This is a genomic window from Chordicoccus furentiruminis (assembly GCF_019355395.1).
Classification (GTDB): domain Bacteria; phylum Bacillota; class Clostridia; order Lachnospirales; family Lachnospiraceae; genus Chordicoccus; species Chordicoccus furentiruminis.
On the sequence record NZ_CP048829.1, the window covers coordinates 2,686,006 to 2,702,148 of the forward strand.

General features: G+C 49.1%; 20 protein-coding genes. 18 read left to right on the forward strand and 2 right to left on the reverse strand.

Annotated elements, in window-relative coordinates:
* The first annotated feature begins 74 nt into the window (after positions 1–74).
* The 6 genes from G4C92_RS12220 to G4C92_RS12245 all read left to right on the forward strand — a co-directional run bounded on the left by G4C92_RS12220 (position 75) and on the right by G4C92_RS12245 (position 4,023).
* Positions 75–770, forward strand: a complete 696-nt coding sequence (locus G4C92_RS12220; protein WP_274940109.1) for a hypothetical protein — start codon at positions 75–77, stop codon at positions 768–770.
* 3 nt (positions 771–773) lie between these two features.
* Positions 774–959 (forward strand): hypothetical protein, encoded by a 186-nt coding sequence (locus tag G4C92_RS12225; protein ID WP_274940110.1) that lies wholly within the window; start codon positions 774–776, stop codon positions 957–959.
* Positions 934–1,452, forward strand: a complete 519-nt coding sequence (locus G4C92_RS12230; protein ID WP_274940111.1) for a JAB domain-containing protein — start codon at positions 934–936, stop codon at positions 1,450–1,452. Before G4C92_RS12225 ends, G4C92_RS12230 begins: the two co-directional genes overlap by 26 nt.
* A gap of 108 nt (positions 1,453–1,560) precedes the next feature.
* Positions 1,561–2,775 carry a DUF5688 family protein gene (locus tag G4C92_RS12235; RefSeq protein WP_274940112.1) on the forward strand — a complete coding sequence of 405 codons (1,215 nt, stop codon included), beginning with the start codon at positions 1,561–1,563 and terminating at the stop codon, positions 2,773–2,775.
* A 274-nt stretch (positions 2,776–3,049) separates the two neighbouring features.
* A complete protein-coding gene (locus tag G4C92_RS12240; RefSeq protein WP_274940113.1) occupies positions 3,050–3,409 on the forward strand; it encodes a hypothetical protein in 360 nt (119 codons plus the stop codon).
* Positions 3,406–4,023 carry a septation protein SpoVG family protein gene (locus G4C92_RS12245; RefSeq protein WP_274940114.1) on the forward strand — a complete coding sequence of 206 codons (618 nt, stop codon included), beginning with the start codon at positions 3,406–3,408 and terminating at the stop codon, positions 4,021–4,023. Before G4C92_RS12240 ends, G4C92_RS12245 begins: the two co-directional genes overlap by 4 nt.
* Here G4C92_RS12245 and G4C92_RS12250 read toward each other — a convergent pair whose 3' ends face one another.
* A complete protein-coding gene (locus G4C92_RS12250) occupies positions 4,024–4,497 on the reverse strand; it encodes a DUF2798 domain-containing protein (protein ID WP_274940115.1) in 474 nt (157 codons plus the stop codon).
* Positions 4,498–4,687: 190 nt separating this feature from the next.
* Between G4C92_RS12250 and G4C92_RS12255 the strand changes: the two genes are divergently transcribed.
* The 10 genes from G4C92_RS12255 (at position 4,688) to G4C92_RS12300 (ending at position 12,829) form a co-directional block, all read left to right on the forward strand.
* Complete coding sequence (locus G4C92_RS12255) at positions 4,688–5,770, forward strand: DUF3801 domain-containing protein (protein WP_274940116.1); 1,083 nt, start codon at positions 4,688–4,690, stop codon at positions 5,768–5,770.
* Between the two features lie 19 nt (positions 5,771–5,789).
* Positions 5,790–7,874, forward strand: a complete 2,085-nt coding sequence (locus tag G4C92_RS12260) for a VirD4-like conjugal transfer protein, CD1115 family (RefSeq protein WP_274940117.1) — start codon at positions 5,790–5,792, stop codon at positions 7,872–7,874.
* A gap of 25 nt (positions 7,875–7,899) precedes the next feature.
* Positions 7,900–8,436, forward strand: a complete 537-nt coding sequence (locus G4C92_RS12265) for a hypothetical protein (RefSeq protein ID WP_274940118.1) — start codon at positions 7,900–7,902, stop codon at positions 8,434–8,436.
* Positions 8,423–8,563: a hypothetical protein gene (locus G4C92_RS12270; RefSeq protein WP_274940119.1), complete on the forward strand. Its 141-nt coding sequence runs from the start codon at positions 8,423–8,425 to the stop codon at positions 8,561–8,563. The genes G4C92_RS12265 and G4C92_RS12270 overlap by 14 nt, the downstream gene beginning before the upstream one ends.
* Positions 8,564–8,647: 84 nt before the next feature.
* Complete coding sequence (locus G4C92_RS12275) at positions 8,648–9,211, forward strand: rhomboid family intramembrane serine protease (protein ID WP_274940120.1); 564 nt, start codon at positions 8,648–8,650, stop codon at positions 9,209–9,211.
* Positions 9,212–9,216: 5 nt separating this feature from the next.
* On the forward strand, positions 9,217–9,996 hold the full coding sequence (locus G4C92_RS12280; RefSeq protein WP_274940121.1) for a histidinol-phosphatase: 780 nt from the start codon (positions 9,217–9,219) through the stop codon (positions 9,994–9,996).
* Positions 9,997–10,010: 14 nt separating this feature from the next.
* Complete coding sequence (locus G4C92_RS12285) at positions 10,011–10,571, forward strand: HD domain-containing protein (protein WP_274940122.1); 561 nt, start codon at positions 10,011–10,013, stop codon at positions 10,569–10,571.
* A complete protein-coding gene (locus tag G4C92_RS12290; RefSeq protein ID WP_274940123.1) occupies positions 10,486–11,418 on the forward strand; it encodes a cystatin family protein in 933 nt (310 codons plus the stop codon). Before G4C92_RS12285 ends, G4C92_RS12290 begins: the two co-directional genes overlap by 86 nt.
* A gap of 103 nt (positions 11,419–11,521) precedes the next feature.
* Positions 11,522–12,496, forward strand: a complete 975-nt coding sequence (locus tag G4C92_RS12295; RefSeq protein WP_274940124.1) for an ArdC family protein — start codon at positions 11,522–11,524, stop codon at positions 12,494–12,496.
* Between the two features lie 3 nt (positions 12,497–12,499).
* On the forward strand, positions 12,500–12,829 hold the full coding sequence (locus G4C92_RS12300; RefSeq protein ID WP_274940125.1) for a hypothetical protein: 330 nt from the start codon (positions 12,500–12,502) through the stop codon (positions 12,827–12,829).
* A 157-nt stretch (positions 12,830–12,986) separates the two neighbouring features.
* Here G4C92_RS12300 and G4C92_RS12305 read toward each other — a convergent pair whose 3' ends face one another.
* The gene (locus G4C92_RS12305) at positions 12,987–13,487 is read right to left on the reverse strand and encodes a pyridoxamine 5'-phosphate oxidase family protein (protein ID WP_274940126.1); all 501 of its coding nucleotides are present in this window, start codon (positions 13,485–13,487) and stop codon (positions 12,987–12,989) included.
* A gap of 372 nt (positions 13,488–13,859) precedes the next feature.
* On the opposite strand from G4C92_RS12305, the gene G4C92_RS12310 reads away from it, so the two are divergent.
* Positions 13,860–15,443, forward strand: coding sequence for a hypothetical protein (locus tag G4C92_RS12310; RefSeq protein WP_274940127.1), 1,584 nt, complete (start codon positions 13,860–13,862; stop codon positions 15,441–15,443).
* Positions 15,436–16,143 (forward strand): DUF4194 domain-containing protein, encoded by a 708-nt coding sequence (locus tag G4C92_RS12315; protein ID WP_274940128.1) that lies wholly within the window; start codon positions 15,436–15,438, stop codon positions 16,141–16,143. The genes G4C92_RS12310 and G4C92_RS12315 overlap by 8 nt, the downstream gene beginning before the upstream one ends.

Consider the following 16,143-nt stretch of genomic DNA (forward strand, 5'->3'; position numbering starts at 1 on the left):
AGACTCAGGAGAAACTCATCCGTTCGCAGACGGAGTTTTCCAGCTCTGTGATGGATCGGATGGATCAGTACCGGATGCAGATCTCGAAGCTGGAGAACGAAGCTGCGGAGAAAGAGAAAAACAGGCTGCGGGACAGCTATCTGGAAGCTCAGCAGAAAGCTGACGAACGTATGGAAGAGATTCATCAGCTCCGAACTCAGCTTGATCTCTCAGGCAGGAAAGTGCTTAAGCTCAATGTCCGGGTCGAAAAGCTGACTGAAGAAAATGAATCTCTCAGACAGCAGCTCCAGGCGATGAAGGAGAAAACAGCTGAAGGAAGCAGAGATGCTGGAGAGGACAGGGCAATGGGTAGTGCTACCAGAGAGACAGTAGAAGTAGGAATATCCGAGGCGGAAGACCTTGGTAATGTAGCAGCTGCAACCTCCGGAGCAGGAGCATCGAATCAGAATCTGTCCAACGCATTCGGAGCAGGAGCAACGGATCAGATTCCGTCCAGTGTATCCGAGTCAGGAACATCGGATAAGAGTCCAGCTCGCACATCCGGAACAGGGAAGAGAGAAGCAGCTTCAGGATTCTGTGGCTGGGGTCAGAGGCGCAGAAAGAAATTTCTTGAGAAGGTCTATTGTGACCGCCGCTACAGTGATCAGCAGATTGCCTTGATCCAGGAAGCTGACAGGGCAGGCATCCCCCTTTCCGGTCTGAAAGAACTCTGTGATCCGAAGATTTCTCTCGGAAACATGCAGGTGATGCTTTCTTATATGAAGAGGTGAGCGATGGACGAGGAGAAGAAAAACGGAAAGATGCAGACCGCCGCCAGACATTTCTGTTCAGAGGAAAGTCCCGATGCAGTCCCTATCCCTTGTGTGGATTCATTTTTTATCACAGAGCTCGTAAGGGCTATGCCGGACGGTGTGATGATGGAGGTGTATTTCGATGGACGAGACAAACAGAGGGCTTGACCTGGTTCGTATCCGTATGATCCCGGACCGGACACTGGTCTCTCCGACACCCGTCTCTACGCCAGAGGCAGCAGTGAATCTGATCACAAGAGAATTCGGCGACCTGGACCGGGAGGTTTTCATGATCCTGAACATGACCTGTCATCTGCAGGTCATCAACCTGGATATCTGCAGTGTCGGGACGCTGAACTATACCGTTGTCCATCCGCGAGAAGTTTTCAAGTCCTCGATCCTGTCGAATGCTTCGTCAGTCCTGTTGATCCATAATCATCCAAGCGGAGAACTGGAACCATCCAGGGAGGACATTGACCTGACAGAGCGGATGGTCAGCGCCGGAAAGATCCTGGGAATCGAAGTGCTGGACCACCTGATCATCGGGACAAGGGAGAGAGCATACACCAGTCTCAGGGACCGGGGCGTCATGGAATTCCCTGACAGAGACTGGAGGGAACTGGAGCGGGCTGCGGACCGGCAGCCGGAACATACCTTATGAAGAAGCCGCGGCAGGAGCGCCGGGGCTTTTATTTTGCCCTGACGTGCGAAGCAGACTGCAGGGAGCAGCATTTCGCACGCGGGGAACATTTACAAGGAGGATTATCTGATGATGAATTTCGAAGACTTTTGCAATGCAGTTGAGAGGAATGTCGTCCACTATCTGCCGCCTCAGTTTCAGGAAGCGAAGCTGCGCCTTCAGACCAACCGGAAGGTGAACCTTGGGGATATGGTCGGACTGACCCTCACCATGCCGGGCTCCAATATCGGACCGGTTGTTTACCTGAATGATTTCTACCGGTCCGTGTCGGGCGGCAGCATGACGATGGGAGGTGCGCTGGAGAACATTGCCCGTCAGGGTGCCGACGCTCTTGAGAATCTCCGGCTCAATCCGATTGGTACATCTGACTTTCAGGACCTTGGTGACTGGAAGGCTGTGAAGGATAAGGTCCACCTCAGCGCGATTGGTCTTACAAGAAATGAAAAGCTTCTGGAGACTGTTCCGCACAGGGAGATGGGCGATATCGCCTGTACTTACCGGATCTACCTTGCCGGCCCGGGCGGGGCGGATGGCAGCATCCTGGTAACGAACAGCATGATGAAACTGTTCGGTGTAAGTGAGAAACAGCTTTTTGATACAGCTGTGGAGAACACACTCAAAAATGACAAGCCGACTCTCAATAAGATGTCTGATGTGTTTGGGAGCTTTACGACGACTGGGAGACCGAGACCGGAACAGAAGGAAAAGCTTGAGCGCACGAACCTGCTCAACGAGCCTGTCTCATCTGCACGGGAACCTTCCGATGACAGGAATGTAGCAGACCGCAAGGATGAGGAGCGCAACTGGTGGGAGGAAGATTCCAAGCCGGATCGTCAGGAAGACTATGACGAAGACCGCGACGATTACGATGAGGACTATGACGAGGATTATGACGAGGAGTACGAAGAAGGCAGAGAACTCTCAAATGAGATCCCGCTTCTGGTCCTGACAACGCAGTCCATGGTCCATGGCGCGGCAGCAGTCTTCATTCCCAATGTCATGGAACAGATCTCAAAGAAGATGCCGGAAGGATTCTTCATTCTGCCGTCTTCCATCCATGAGGTGATGGCTCTTCCAAAGACCTTGGGAGCATCGATCGAAGCACTGGATGATATGGTCAGCTCGATCAATGAGATGCAGGTCGACCCGGAAGATCAGCTCTCCGACTTCGCTCATGTCTATGATCCGGACCGGAAGATTCTTCTCTGCCCAGGAGCACCGGAACTGAATAAGGAGAAAACACCTGAGAAGGAACAGGAACTCGACCCGAATATCATCCGCTGAGGAAACAGAGATCAGGTTGCCGGACATTACATTGGCTGATGTTATTGCCATCAGGTCTATGAAGTGGCCTAGTGGCATTTTTGCAGGCGACAAGCAACAACGCGTCGCCCATGCTTGCATGGGAAGGCGCTCATGAAGACAGGAAAGGAGAAGGAGGATGAACGGACTTACAGAGAAGCAGGCAAGAAGCTGCAGAAGACTGATGATCTATTCCAGAGAGGTATTTATCACCAGCATGATGAACCTTATCTGGGGCTGGTAAGGAGGTGCCTGCATGGATGAAGAACTGAAGCGGATCGAGGAAGAAATCCGCAAGGCCAAGGAAAAGCGGCAGGCACTGGAGGACAGAAAAAACCGCAGGATGAAGCAGATCCGGGCAAAGCAGGAACGGGACCGGGCAGTCTGGCTGAAGAAGCTGACCACGGTCATCGACCGTACTCTGTCCGGGATGAAGGGACGGACTTATTTCTATGAGGTGACTCCGGAGCAGGTCGCGGAGGCAGTAAAGAAGGAAGGAATCCCGGAAATGGAGCCGTCAATAGAAACGGATCCGGCAGCAGGCAGTGCGGAAGTTCGCACAGAGAAGAATGATTCCGCTAAAGGAGCAGCGGAGAAGAAGGAGGCAGGCAGATGAATATCAGGGCAGATATGAAACCGATTTTTTCAGATAAGATCCTTGCATCCGGGGACGTATATCTGGATGAGAAGATCGTGATCCACAACGTGAAGGTTATCCAGGCAGACAAGGACGGCAAGACTTATTCCTTTGTTTCATTTCCGGAAAAGCTGAAGGGAGACAAATGGGAGCCGGTCGTCATGATCAAGGACAAGGATCTTCGCAAAGCAATCACAGATACGGTCAATAAGAGTGTGGTTGCGCAGATGAAGGTTGAGAAGGAACCGCTCGACCTGACCGTCGATGTAAGACTTTATGAAAAGGATGAGACCAGAGCCTACGCTACGGTGAGTTATGCCGGTCTCGTGAAAATCGACGGGGTCCGTATCTTTGAGAGGGATGGGGAACTGAAAGTATCTTACCCTTATGAGAAAAACGGGGACCGCTATCAGAACGTTGCGGGCCCCGTCTCACCGGGTATCCGGAAACGTATGACAGAGATAATTGTAAAGGCTTACGAGGATAAGAAGCTGGAGAAAAGAGAGGACAGGAGTCAGTCTGGACCGGCAGGGCCTGAACCAGGCCCTCTGCCGGAGGATCTGACGCCGGCAGAGTGTGGACCGCGGCTGTGATCACTTTCCAGACTTGCCTGAAGATTTCTCCCTGAAGATCAGACGGAAGATCAGGCGGACAAGCGGACCGCAGTAGAACATCTGGTACAGAAGGGCCATCGGGAAGTTCATTCCCCAGGTCTGGATCCAGGTCCCGAAGGTTTTTGAATCTTTGAACAGAATGGTCGCGATGAGGCTCATGACCGGGCACATAATGCAGCAGATGCAGATGGAGGTCGCGTAGGTGATGAACTGTGGACGGTCTGTGGGTCTCATGACCCGGAATGCCAGTATTCTGGCAATCTTGCCGACCACGAAGAACTCAAGGATAAATGCAATCGGCCCCATGATCGGGAGCTCATGAAGAGCCATTCCGAAGGTTGCATTGGTAACACCTCCGGTGTTGAGAGCGACATTGTAGACAATCATTCCATAGACCATGATGGTGGCCATGATCGCAGTGAAGGCAGCATCCTGAGCTTTTGTTTTGGGCATAAAAATACACACTCCTTTTCAGATAAACAGTTGACGGTAAGAACAATCACCATGTGTTGTTCGTTATCATCCTGAAAAGAATGTGCGTTTCCAATAAGACCATATTTTTTTGTTCGGTGGTTACTGTAACACAGACAGGGAGAAAGTGCAATGAAAAACATTTACAGAACGTAAGAAAGGAGGAAGGCAGATGAGTGAAGTCGCGGACGCTACCCAGATTGTGGTCGTGGCAGGCAAGGCAATTTACCTTCTCGGGAAGATCAGTCTGAAAGCGGCGATCCAGTTTGCGAAGCTGATCAATACGATCCGTCTTTCGAAATGGAAGGGGAAGGCCCGTCTTGGCAGGCTGCGGGCGATCAAGGGCGATGACATGATGTACGTGAACGTCGGGAGCGAGGACAAGAAGGAACTGAAGAAGATCCAGAAGGAAATGAAGCAGCATGGAATCCTGTTTGCGAAGATGCCGGACCTGTGCGGAGGGGATGGCCGTACCCAATACGCCATTGCTGTTTCGGATGCTCCCAAGGTGAGAGCTCTTCTGATCGACCATGCGATGGGGCCTTATAAGGACACTTATCTGGGGATGCTCAGTGAGAAGGATTACCTCTCGACAGCTTTTAACAGAAACGGGGAACTGACACCTGAAGCGCAGGACCTGTCAAAGTCAGTGCCGGACCCATTTACCGAAAAGAAGGAGAGGACTTCGGAGAAAACGGTGCAGTATTCCAGAAACATGGAGGCTCCCGAGCAGCAGGTGGCGGACTTGAAAGAGGCATTTGGGGATGTCCGGGTCCGTATGCGTGATCTGGACTGCCAGGGACTTCAGCAGCAGTACCAGTGGATCAGCGGGCCGCCGGTGGAGGTGAGGAAGAACTTTGCCGAGTACCGGATCGACCAGAACCGGACCGTATTCATTCCAGTTAAGGATGCAGTGCTGCCGGGCAAGGGATTCAGCGAAAAGAATCTTGGTGCGGCGCTTTTCCGTGACCGGGCTTATACGGTGACAGACTTTCGGACAGCTACTTTCCAGACACTGGCAGGACCGGTTGTGATCGGGCTGGTGAAGGAGGCGGCTTTGAACAGAAATTCCGGTCAGACGACGGTCGGGTCCAGAGAGATGACCCATGAGCAGAGTCGTGATCAGAATCGAGATCAGACTACCGGACCAAGCCACGGAGGCCTTGAAGGACCGACCAGTGCCCTGGAGAATCTGAGCAGCCTTCTGAACAGCGGCGCAAAGCAGGAACCGTCGCCTTTTGAGAAGAAGCTGTGAGGAAGGAGGATGAGAGAACATGCAGAATCCCAAACGGAAACTGAACGTGATCTTCTTTCTCTGCTTCCTTCCTGTGGCGGTTTACCTTGGCTACTGCATCGGGCTCATGTACGGAAATGAGGTTAGGCTGGATAATCTGAAACCGCTTTTGTTTCACTACCTGCTTCACTCATTTCCACTGCGGGTCACTCCGTGGACATGGAAAGCCATCCTGATCTGCGGAATCATCTGGTTTGTCATTTTCCTGAGAGTGACATCAATGGACCGGGATGTGAAGCCGGGAACAGAGTACGGGACAGCCAGCTTCGGCACCTGCAAAGAGGTAAACAGAAAGCTGGCGGACCCGGACCCTGCAAATAACAAGATTTTGTCCCAGAACCTGCGGATCAGCCTGGATACCCACAGGACAGGGCTGAATAACAACGTCATCATCATCGGCGGGTCCGGCGCAGGCAAGAGCTTCCGGCTGATTATGCCCAACATCCTGGCCGGGGCTCGAAGCTCCCTGGTGATCACAGATCCGAAATCCGAACTCCGGAGAGCACTTGCCAACAGTCTTGAGATGGAAGGCTACCGTATCGTTTCCTTCAACCTTGTCGATATGGACGATTCGGATGGGTATAATCCCTTCGCTTATATCCGCTCGGACAATGACATCATCAAGCTGGTCACCAACATGATGAACAATACAAGACCCAAGGACGCAAAGGGCGGGGATCCCTTCTGGGATTCCGCTCTTTCCCTGTACCTGCAGGCAATCATGTCCTACGTCTGGTATGAATGCCCGAAGCATGGGAAGCCGGCGACCATTCGCGAGATGATGGATCTGCTGAACAAAGCGAGGGTAGCGGAGAAAGCAGGAGACCTGTCGGAGTTGGACCAGATGATGGAAGTGCTTCCCGATGACCATCCGGCCAGGGTGGCATACCTGAAAGTGCGGAGCGGTGCCAAGGACACGATCCGGTCAATCATCATTTCCGCTCATGCGAGACTTGCCTATCTTCAGAACCCGAAGATTCTGAAGATCCTGGACCATGATGATATCGACATCCGGGCAATCGGCGAAGGAATCTATGAGAACCCGGACCGGAAAACGGCCCTGTTCTGCATCATCCCGGACAACGACAAGTCCTACAGCTTCCTGATAGGTCTCCTCTATACTCAGATCTTTCAGGAACTGTACTATATCGCAGATTTCAAGTATGGCGGGGCACTGCCGATCCATGTGGCATTCTGGATGGACGAATTCGCAAATACACCGCTTCCGGATGGCTTCACAGAGATCATTTCCACCATGCGAAGCAGGAACATGTCCGCCAATATCATTCTCCAGAATCGAGCGCAGCTGCAGGCCCTGTTCAAGGACACCTGGCAGGCCATCATCGGCAACTGCGATACCATGATCTACCTTGGAGGAAATGAACCTGAGACGCATAAGTACATGACGGAGATGCTGGGTAAGTATACGTTGGGCAAGCGTTCTTCAAGTGAATCTTTGGGAAGCAAAGGATCAGCAAGCAGCAACTTTGATGTGGTCGGCCGTGAGCTGATGACGCCGGATGAGGTCCGCAGGATGGATAACGAGAAGGAATTGGTCTTCATCCGCGGCTGCAACCCAATTATGGATGACAAGTTCCATACACTCGAGCTGCCGGAATTCATCGCATCGTCGGCATTGGGACCGTATGTGAGCGAGCGGAAACGGAAGTCCCAGGAAGAGAAGGATGAGATCCATTTCTATATCGATGCGGAGGGCGAAGATGCAGACTGCGAGTCGTATTTCTACCAGATCGAGCAGTACATGGGAGTCTTCAGGCAGTCCAGGATATTCGATAAGCTTGATAATCTTGAAGGAAGATACCTGGCAGGGACTCAGATGCTGGGCTCTTTCCTTCACAAGTATTCAAATGGTCAGGTGGAAGCATATCCTGTTTTCTCGCTTGAGAATCCAGACCGGGTGTTTGCAGGTGGCCAGCAATTGATCCGCTATCCGATCTGCGGCTATCTGGAAGACGGGAAGATTACCCTTGGGAAAGAAGAGGAATGGGATGATCTGTTCCAGAAGAGAAATGAAGTGATGAATGTAGAAGAGGCGGATCTTTAACAGATTTACAGGAGGAGGGTCAGGCGTGAATAATCTTCAGTATCTGACAGAGAAGGATCTTGAATATTTCAGAAACAAGCAGAAAGAGGGAGAACCGGTGCGGATTATCTATCTTGATTCTGAAACGCTGGACAAGATCAGTTTTGATGATATCGACAGGATGGAGAAAGAAGCAAGGGCAAAGACCGGGGAACAGCTGACGACGGAGGAGATGGAGCGATGGCTGAAAGATTGCGGAGCTGTCATGGAAGCAGAAAAAGCGGAGGAGAAGATGAAGGCAGAAAAACAGGCAGCAGAGAAAGCTGAGCATGAGAAAACTGCTGGACGGAAGACTGCCGATCAGAAGGGAGCCGGGCCCTCCGCAGATGTATCAAAACGCATCCTGGACATCATTAAAGAGGGGAAGCTAAGCGCGGGCCAGATCAACATCATCGTCCAGGCAATCCAGAACGGCTTTAACGAAGATGAGCTGGAGTATCTCTACTCCCTGACGATGGACAGTGAGCAGATGACCCGCGAATATGAACGAATCAGGAAGGAGAAAGCTGATGGCAAAGAATAAGGACATCCGGGAAGAGCTTTCGGAAAAGTACGGCATCACAGACGAAGGGGACATCGTATCCCTTACGGATTTGGAGATGCGGGAGGAGATCCTTCCGGAAGGTCATTCGGAAGAAGGGAAACGATGAGGCAATGCTTTGTAGTATACTGGTGGTGATTCGAAAAGAATAATGTTTATGGAAACCTGTTAAAACAGAAAAACGGAAAGATCAATGAAGAAGCTTAAGATTACATTTAATGCTCCGGTGACACTTGGCTTTGCACTTGCCAGCCTGGTTGTATTGGGGCTGAATATCCTTACCAGGGGACGCAACAATTCGCTACTGTTCTCGACTTATCATTCATCGCTGTTGTCTCCGTTGACCTACCTAAGATTCTTCACTCATGTGCTGGGACATAGCGGATGGCAGCATTATGCGGGAAATATGATGTACATCCTGCTCCTAGGACCTATGCTGGAAGAGAAGTATGGCTCGAAGAAAATCGGTTCTGCCATATTGATCACCGCAGCCGTGACAGGAGTTGTCAATTACATTTTCTTCCCCAATACTGTCCTTTGCGGCGCCAGCGGTGTCGTGTTTGCGTTCATTCTGCTGACTTCCTTCACAGGATTCCATGACGGGGAAATCCCGCTCAGCTTTATTCTGATTGCAATTATCTTCATCGGACAGCAGGTCGTTGATGGAATCTTTGTGAGGGATAACGTGTCCAACCTGTCACATATCATCGGCGGCATCGTTGGATCTGTAATCGGATACAACGTGAACAAGAGGTAAGGGTCATGATCGCGAACTATCATATGCATACCTGGCGATGCAATCATGCTACAGGCAACGAGCGCGAATATATCGAAGCGGCAATCGGACACTATCAGATCATAGGGTTCTCGGACCACACCCCGTACCCTTTTCCAGATGGGCTGGTTGATCCGGATAAGATGAGGATGAATCAGCTTGAGGATTATGTGGATACCATCCTGAAGCTCAGGGAGGAATATAAGGATGATATTGAGATCCACCTTGGGCTTGAGGTAGAATATTATCCGGCATATTTCGATGAACTTGTCAGGTATGCTTCCCGGTTTCCGATTGAGTACTTTCTGCTGGGGCAGCACTGGCTGGGTAACCGGTTCGGAGAACCATCATCTTTTGCAGAAACAAAGGATGAAAAGCTTTTGGAGCGGTATGTTACACAGGTGATTTGTGCGATGGAGACGGGATGTTTTACTTATCTGGCCCACCCCGATGTTCTTCACTTCACGGGAGATCCGGAGGCCTATGATTTCTGGATGAGAAAGCTCTGCAAAATGGCTAAACGTATGCAGATGCCCATGGAGATCAACCTGCTCGGAATAACAACACAACGTAATTATCCGAATCCCGCTTTCTGGAAGATCGCAGGAGAGGAAGGCTGCACCGCGATATTTGGAGCAGATGCCCATAGAGCAGATTTTGTGTGGAATCCTGAAGGGGTAAAAATAGCTGAGCAGATTGCGGCGGAGAATCATCTTCGGGTACTTCAAGCAGTGGAACTGAACAATCCGTTCAAGAAAATACCATGAGGTAGTGAATAAAGATGGGGAATCAGGCTGACTGCATCACAACACATTCCGGAATCCATATGAACCCGCTGGATCCGAAACCGGAAGATTTCCGGATCGAGGACATTGCGCATGCTCTGCCTCTGATCTGCCGTGGAAATGGTCATGTGAAGACTTTTTTCTCCGTGGGGCAGCATTGTATCAACTGTGCGCGGGAAGCGGAAGCTTTGTCTCTTCCGGACCGGATGATCCTGGCCTGCCTGCTTCACGACGCTTCCGAATGTTATATGTCGGATGTTCCGAGACCTTTCAAGAGAAACCTTCCGGGATACCGAGAAGCGGAAGATCATCTGCTTACCGTCCTGTATACGAAATTCCTTGGATCAAATCTGACAGAGGAAGAATACCTGCAGATGAAGAGGATTGATAATGCCATGCTCTGGTACGATATGCATGAACTCTTGAATGAGGACATCGGACCGAAGCCGGAGATACATATCGAAATTTCCTATGGATGGAGACCATTTCAGGAAGTGGAGAAGGAATATCTGGGAATCTATCACGCTATATCCGGTGCAACATTTCCGCCTTCCTGACTGTATACATAGTGAAGACAAGAGAAAGGGAGCTGCAGACGGGCCTGGCAAAAATCATAGAACAATCAGTGGAGGAAATATCATGAAGGATTTCGTAAGGAAGATGATGGTTATGGCATGCGCGGCATCTCTGGTAATGGCTCCGGCATCATTTGCAGAGACGGAAGCTGCATCGGAAGATGTTCAGATCATTGGAGGCGCGGATGCTCCTACGTCTATCCTGCTTGTTGGCGGATGGGAGATCAACAGCGGAGCACTTTCCTTCGATGATGAAGAAAACAAAGATGCAAAGGAAGCCTTTGAAAAGGCAACAGACGGGCTGGAAGGATACGAGTATGAACCGATCGCAGTTCTCGGAAGCCAGGTTGTTGCTGGAACAAACTACAGCATCCTATGCAGAGGAACAGTTATCGTTCCGGACGCCGAACCGGTCTTCGAGATCATTACGGTATATGAAGATCTCGATGGCAACGCGGAGATCACCGGCGACAAGGAAATCTTCAGCGGGGACAGTGATGCCCAGGGTGGATATATCGTTAATGAAGGCGATGTGAGCTTTGAAAAAAATGAGGATGTGAAGACTGCCTTCGATAAGGCGATTACCTTCGATAAGGCACTCGAGTCTCTGGAGGGGGCAGATTATGAGCCGGTCGCCTATCTTGGCAGTCAGACTGTAACTGGCATCAATTACATGGCACTGATGCGTGTAACGGCAGTAGTGCCGGAATATGATCTGGTGACGGTTTATCAGGATCTCGATGGTAACGCAGAGATCACGGATATGCAGACCGTAACGATCGATGCTGAGGATGCAGTATGTGAGACCGAAACAGAAACGGAAGACTGACGACTGAACAGATATGGAAGAATGAAGATACGAAAGCAGATTGGCAGCATGCCTCCGGAGGAAATGTCCGGAGGCTTTTTCATGCCCAGAAAGGGGGAAGACAATGCCGGGAGCATTTGAAATCGTAATGGATGAGCGGAAGGCTCTGGTTGACAAAATCATCGGAATGATGAAACAGGGATATTTCTTCAACAAAGAGGAGTGGGACCGGGCGTCGCTCCGGCCGCAGAATCCTTTGTCAAAGGTACAGTACAAAGGAGGCAACCGTTTGCGGCTGATGGCCATGGTCGTCGAACATGGTTATACGGACCCGCGATGGGCAACCGCAAGGCAGTATTCGGAGAAGGGTTATTTCATCAAGAAGGGAGAACATGGCGTTCTTTGTGAGAAATGGATCTTCGAGAAACAGAAGAAAGTGAAGGATCAGAACGGAAATGTATCATTCGAGACCGTGCAGCTGGAGAGGCCGCAGGTCTCTTTTTTTCGGGTATTCAACGCCGAGCAGGTGCAGGATTTCCCAAGTTTCAGCCGAAATGAGTGTCCGGAGCCGGAGATTGATACGATTATCAACCGGATCATCGATACAAGCGAGTGCCCGATCCATGAGATTGCACAGGACAGATCCTTCTACAGCCCAGCTTCAGATGAGATTTATCTGCCGCTCCGTAGCCAGTTCAAGGACCAGACCAGTTTCGCAAAGACACTTCTGCACGAACTATCGCATATGACCGGGGCACCGTCGAGACTGAACCGTAAATTTGGAGGACCATTTGGCTCCGAAGGCTATGCGAAGGAAGAACTCAGGGCGGAGATAGGGGCACTTTTCACGGAGACAGATCTTGGGATTCCGCTGTCGGGAGAACACTACGAAGATCATTCAGACTATCTACGTTCCTGGATCGGTGTTATCCAGAACGATTACAACGAATTTTTCCGTGCCTGTGCTGATGCGGAAAAGATTTCCGAGTGGCTGATCGCAAACTACACCAGAAAATACGAAATTTCTGCACCAAGCGTTGAGGAGATTTCCAAAAAAACTCTAATCTGTGAAATTAAAGAATCGGAACGGAGGAGATAAATCATGCCAAAGAAAACAAATAATATGAACCTTAAGGAATTCAGATCCATTGAAGATATGCAGCAGACAGCTTTTCTACTGCCCCGGGAAGTAGGCCATCTTTTAAGAATTGGGGAAAACAGTCTCTATAAACTCCTTTCCTCCGATGATTGTCCATTTCCGGTCATGCGGCTTACTTCACAGACAATACGTATACCTACAAAACAGTTCTTTAACTGGTATTATGGAGCATTCAATCTGGAAAAACAGCAGTATATCATGGCGAATGCGAAAATGCCGGCTCATCAAGTTGAGCAGCCAGCTGAGAAAACGATGGCCTGTCCCGTACGTTGACATCTGAACACTCGATTCTTGATAGAATCAATTCCACCAAGGCGGAATTTTGCCAGGACGCGCAGCCGAAGCTCCTTCATCTGCGCGTCCATGGAATTCTCGCAGAGCATGAGAAGAATCCAGATGCAGCTTCACGATGTTGCTCTTCCAGAATGATTCAGAACAGGATATGCTGTCTTGAATCATATCCTTCTTTCTTGAGATCGGAATTCAGATAGTCTGCTTCCGATGGGACGATCCGAATCAGGTGGATTGGCTCCGGAAGCTTTTGAATTGCTACTTCCGGAATGTGTTTATATTCAAAGAGCTTTCTGTAATCGTCGGAAAAAGGCTCGATGATCTCGGCTGTCCCGCTGATCTGTGCGCTGTGGAGGTGTCCGAATCCGGAGCCATTGACTTCATCATAAATTGCCAGGCAGACATTCTTATTTCCTTTGAGCGCGCGAAACTTCAGTCCGCCTTCGGAGAAAAGCCAGAAAACATGGTCCACCCAATTGTACTCGATGGGAGTACAGCGAACAAAATCACCTGATCCGGTCGCGAGTACACAGATATGGTGGCTTGCAATAAAATTCAGGAGATGTTCTTTTGCCTTCGGGTGATGTTTTGAATCAAGTTCTTTGCGGGTCCAGTATTCTGATGCTTCATCGTAATTCATATTTTATGTCCTTTCTGCTCACAGTAAACATTTCTATACATGAATTTGGACGGCAGTCAGGTAACTAGCATAGTACCGACAAACGTCACAAAGTTCTGACAGTCTATAGCCCTTTTCTTTTTTTGTCCCACACATTATATCAGATGTAAAACACTGAAGTGAGAGAACATAAATTGGGGACAATATTATCAGAAGATTGTGCATTATTATGTAAACGAGCAAGTGTCACCAAAATAATTTTGAATATATGGATAAATATCGTAATATATAAGAAACACATCGTATGTACGAATAAACGGACAGTGTATTTGCGATAATTCAACTATCGGAATTGAATTACAAATATACCGGAAGGGTAGATATATCATGAGTATGGATCAATCAGCGAACGAATATGCTTTTACCGTTTCTCAGTCTGTTTTCGATGCTCTTTCATTGTTCGGGCGGAGCAAAAACTCCCGAATCTATATGTCCTGCTTTCTGTATATTGCGGGACAAGTCGAATCAGAGCCGTCGAGGACGGTTCCATTTGATGCATTGAGGAATGGGGTCTCGGATCTGCTTCGCCAGTTCAATATATCAGAGATCCTGAGAGATCTTTCAGAGGACAACGGACCTGTTCTGGCAGATGAGGATATTTCCTCTCCGGAGAAAAAGCGTTTCGCTACATCCTATCGGATCCTGAATCTTCTCGAGAATCGCGGTCTTATAAAAACTGTTATGGATTATGATGATACCGGAAGAAATCTGGTGTCCTATGTTCACATCCGTAGTATAGGCCGGGAACTGCTTACATTCCTAAAAAATACAGCTGAACTGGACAAGCCATCGTTTAATGCCAGAAATTTTCTGAGTATGAGCGGAACAATGAAGGGTGTATATGGGAGACCGGAGGACGCACAGAATTACGATAAGATCGACAGTGTATATGTCAGATTCAAGGAAGAACTAAACCATCTTGACAATTTCGCGGATGAGTTTGCCGACTTTGTTCAGGAGTATCAGAATCGTGCAAAAGGGGGAGAACATATTGGCAATGCGGATTGGGTCAATCGGGTATTTAACTCGGAATACTTTAAGCAGTATATCATGATCTCGCAAAGCTCTGATACACGTTTCGGCTACCTGGTCAATCTGCGGAAGGTTCAATCTGTCTCAAGGAAACTTCTGAAAGAAGAGAACAGACAGATTCTGGATGAGATTGTCAGGAAAAAAATAGATCAAGACAGAGCGATGTCTGTCTTTAATCCGGAAGTTGTTGAGGAGAGTGATCACGACCTGTATATCCGGCTGAACGTTGGGATACGCGAAAAACTCAGTTTTCTGGGATACCAGGCGGTTAAACAGTATAACCGGCGTTCTGAACGAATACGCAATGAAGTAGGTGTTCTGATCGGGAATGTCAGGGAGTGTGTGAATAATCTTTCCATGCATGGCATGCGCCTTTCCATATCAGGATACTTGAACAGAATGTTTCAGTATCTCAATGCAGGAAATGAGGTAGACGGAATTGTAAATCTAATTGGATATCCCGGCTTTCATGATGAATGCTCTCTAAAGGTACTGGAAACATTTTCCGGTGGCCAGTCGGATAAGATAGAAATACGAACATATAACGATGAGGAAGTCCCTTACGATGACGAAAGCGATATTACTGCAGTCAATATGATTATGAGGAAGGTGTTTCAATCAACAAGTCAATGTCATATCAGGGATATTCTATCATTAGATCCGGACAGGGGCGATTACAAGTGGGGAGTCGTTGAGACACTGAACAGAATTCTTTATTATGGTCATTTTGGCAGACAGGATCTGCAGGCAGAGAATCCTGATGCTGGTGTCTGCTACTATCTGGTGCAGAATGGTGTAGGTACGGTTGTAAGGGAGACGGAAGATGGGAGTTATCTGTATCCGGATGTGATGATTGCAGCTGTGGAGGATCGTGAAGATGGATGAAAAAAACGAAAGCTGGAGAGAGTCGAACAGAGAAGCGTTCGAGGCGCTTCAGAGGCTGAAAAAAAGGACTTTTCTATATGATTCAAAAAACAAGACCGAGCACGAGGCTTTTAATGCGATTCTGCAGAACAGAGAACTGATTGAATCAGCTCTGTTGTGTGATGACTGCGGACTTATGATAAACCAGACATATGGTGTCGCCGGAATTGTCGGCTTGTCCTCTGAGCCAAACATGCTTCGGAAAAAGTTTGATGCGGAAGAGATGAGAACTTATATTGCTCTTCTTCAGCTCTATCTTGATAAAGATGTCGCAGCCGGATCAACGCATGTTGTAGATTGTTCCTACAATGACTTTCAGCTGAAGATAAGGGACATCTCAGACGATCCGAGCCTAATCGGACGAAATGGTCTGTACGGATCAATCAAGGCAATTGAAAAGAGACTCATTCCATTTGCGGGATACTCGATGATTCGTCTGAACCAGAAGGATCGGAGAATCGAGATTTATCCTGGAATCATGTTCTGCATGGACCGGGAGACACTTGAAGAACGGTGCAGGGATATCATTGATCCCTGGCTTGAGAAGAGAAGTGAAGAAGAGAACCGTCAGGAGAAAAAACCTCCAAAATCAGACGAAGATGGGGCTTCAGCAATGCAGCTTTCATTGTTTGATGATAATCCTCCGGGGAAGGGAGAATGA

Coding starts and splice junctions, on each gene's coding strand:
- G4C92_RS12220 (WP_274940109.1), top strand. CDS start 75: ATGCAGATCTCGAAGCTGGAGAACGAAGCTGCGGAGAAAGAGAAAAAC.
- G4C92_RS12225 (WP_274940110.1), top strand. CDS start 774: ATGGACGAGGAGAAGAAAAACGGAAAGATGCAGACCGCCGCCAGACAT.
- G4C92_RS12230 (WP_274940111.1), top strand. CDS start 934: ATGGACGAGACAAACAGAGGGCTTGACCTGGTTCGTATCCGTATGATC.
- G4C92_RS12235 (WP_274940112.1), top strand. CDS start 1,561: ATGATGAATTTCGAAGACTTTTGCAATGCAGTTGAGAGGAATGTCGTC.
- G4C92_RS12240 (WP_274940113.1), top strand. CDS start 3,050: ATGGATGAAGAACTGAAGCGGATCGAGGAAGAAATCCGCAAGGCCAAG.
- G4C92_RS12245 (WP_274940114.1), top strand. CDS start 3,406: ATGAATATCAGGGCAGATATGAAACCGATTTTTTCAGATAAGATCCTT.
- G4C92_RS12250 (WP_274940115.1), bottom strand. CDS start 4,497: ATGCCCAAAACAAAAGCTCAGGATGCTGCCTTCACTGCGATCATGGCC.
- G4C92_RS12255 (WP_274940116.1), top strand. CDS start 4,688: ATGAGTGAAGTCGCGGACGCTACCCAGATTGTGGTCGTGGCAGGCAAG.
- G4C92_RS12260 (WP_274940117.1), top strand. CDS start 5,790: ATGCAGAATCCCAAACGGAAACTGAACGTGATCTTCTTTCTCTGCTTC.
- G4C92_RS12270 (WP_274940119.1), top strand. CDS start 8,423: ATGGCAAAGAATAAGGACATCCGGGAAGAGCTTTCGGAAAAGTACGGC.
- G4C92_RS12275 (WP_274940120.1), top strand. CDS start 8,648: ATGAAGAAGCTTAAGATTACATTTAATGCTCCGGTGACACTTGGCTTT.
- G4C92_RS12280 (WP_274940121.1), top strand. CDS start 9,217: ATGATCGCGAACTATCATATGCATACCTGGCGATGCAATCATGCTACA.
- G4C92_RS12285 (WP_274940122.1), top strand. CDS start 10,011: ATGGGGAATCAGGCTGACTGCATCACAACACATTCCGGAATCCATATG.
- G4C92_RS12290 (WP_274940123.1), top strand. CDS start 10,486: ATGGATGGAGACCATTTCAGGAAGTGGAGAAGGAATATCTGGGAATCT.
- G4C92_RS12295 (WP_274940124.1), top strand. CDS start 11,522: ATGCCGGGAGCATTTGAAATCGTAATGGATGAGCGGAAGGCTCTGGTT.
- G4C92_RS12300 (WP_274940125.1), top strand. CDS start 12,500: ATGCCAAAGAAAACAAATAATATGAACCTTAAGGAATTCAGATCCATT.
- G4C92_RS12305 (WP_274940126.1), bottom strand. CDS start 13,487: ATGAATTACGATGAAGCATCAGAATACTGGACCCGCAAAGAACTTGAT.
- G4C92_RS12310 (WP_274940127.1), top strand. CDS start 13,860: ATGGATCAATCAGCGAACGAATATGCTTTTACCGTTTCTCAGTCTGTT.
- G4C92_RS12315 (WP_274940128.1), top strand. CDS start 15,436: ATGGATGAAAAAAACGAAAGCTGGAGAGAGTCGAACAGAGAAGCGTTC.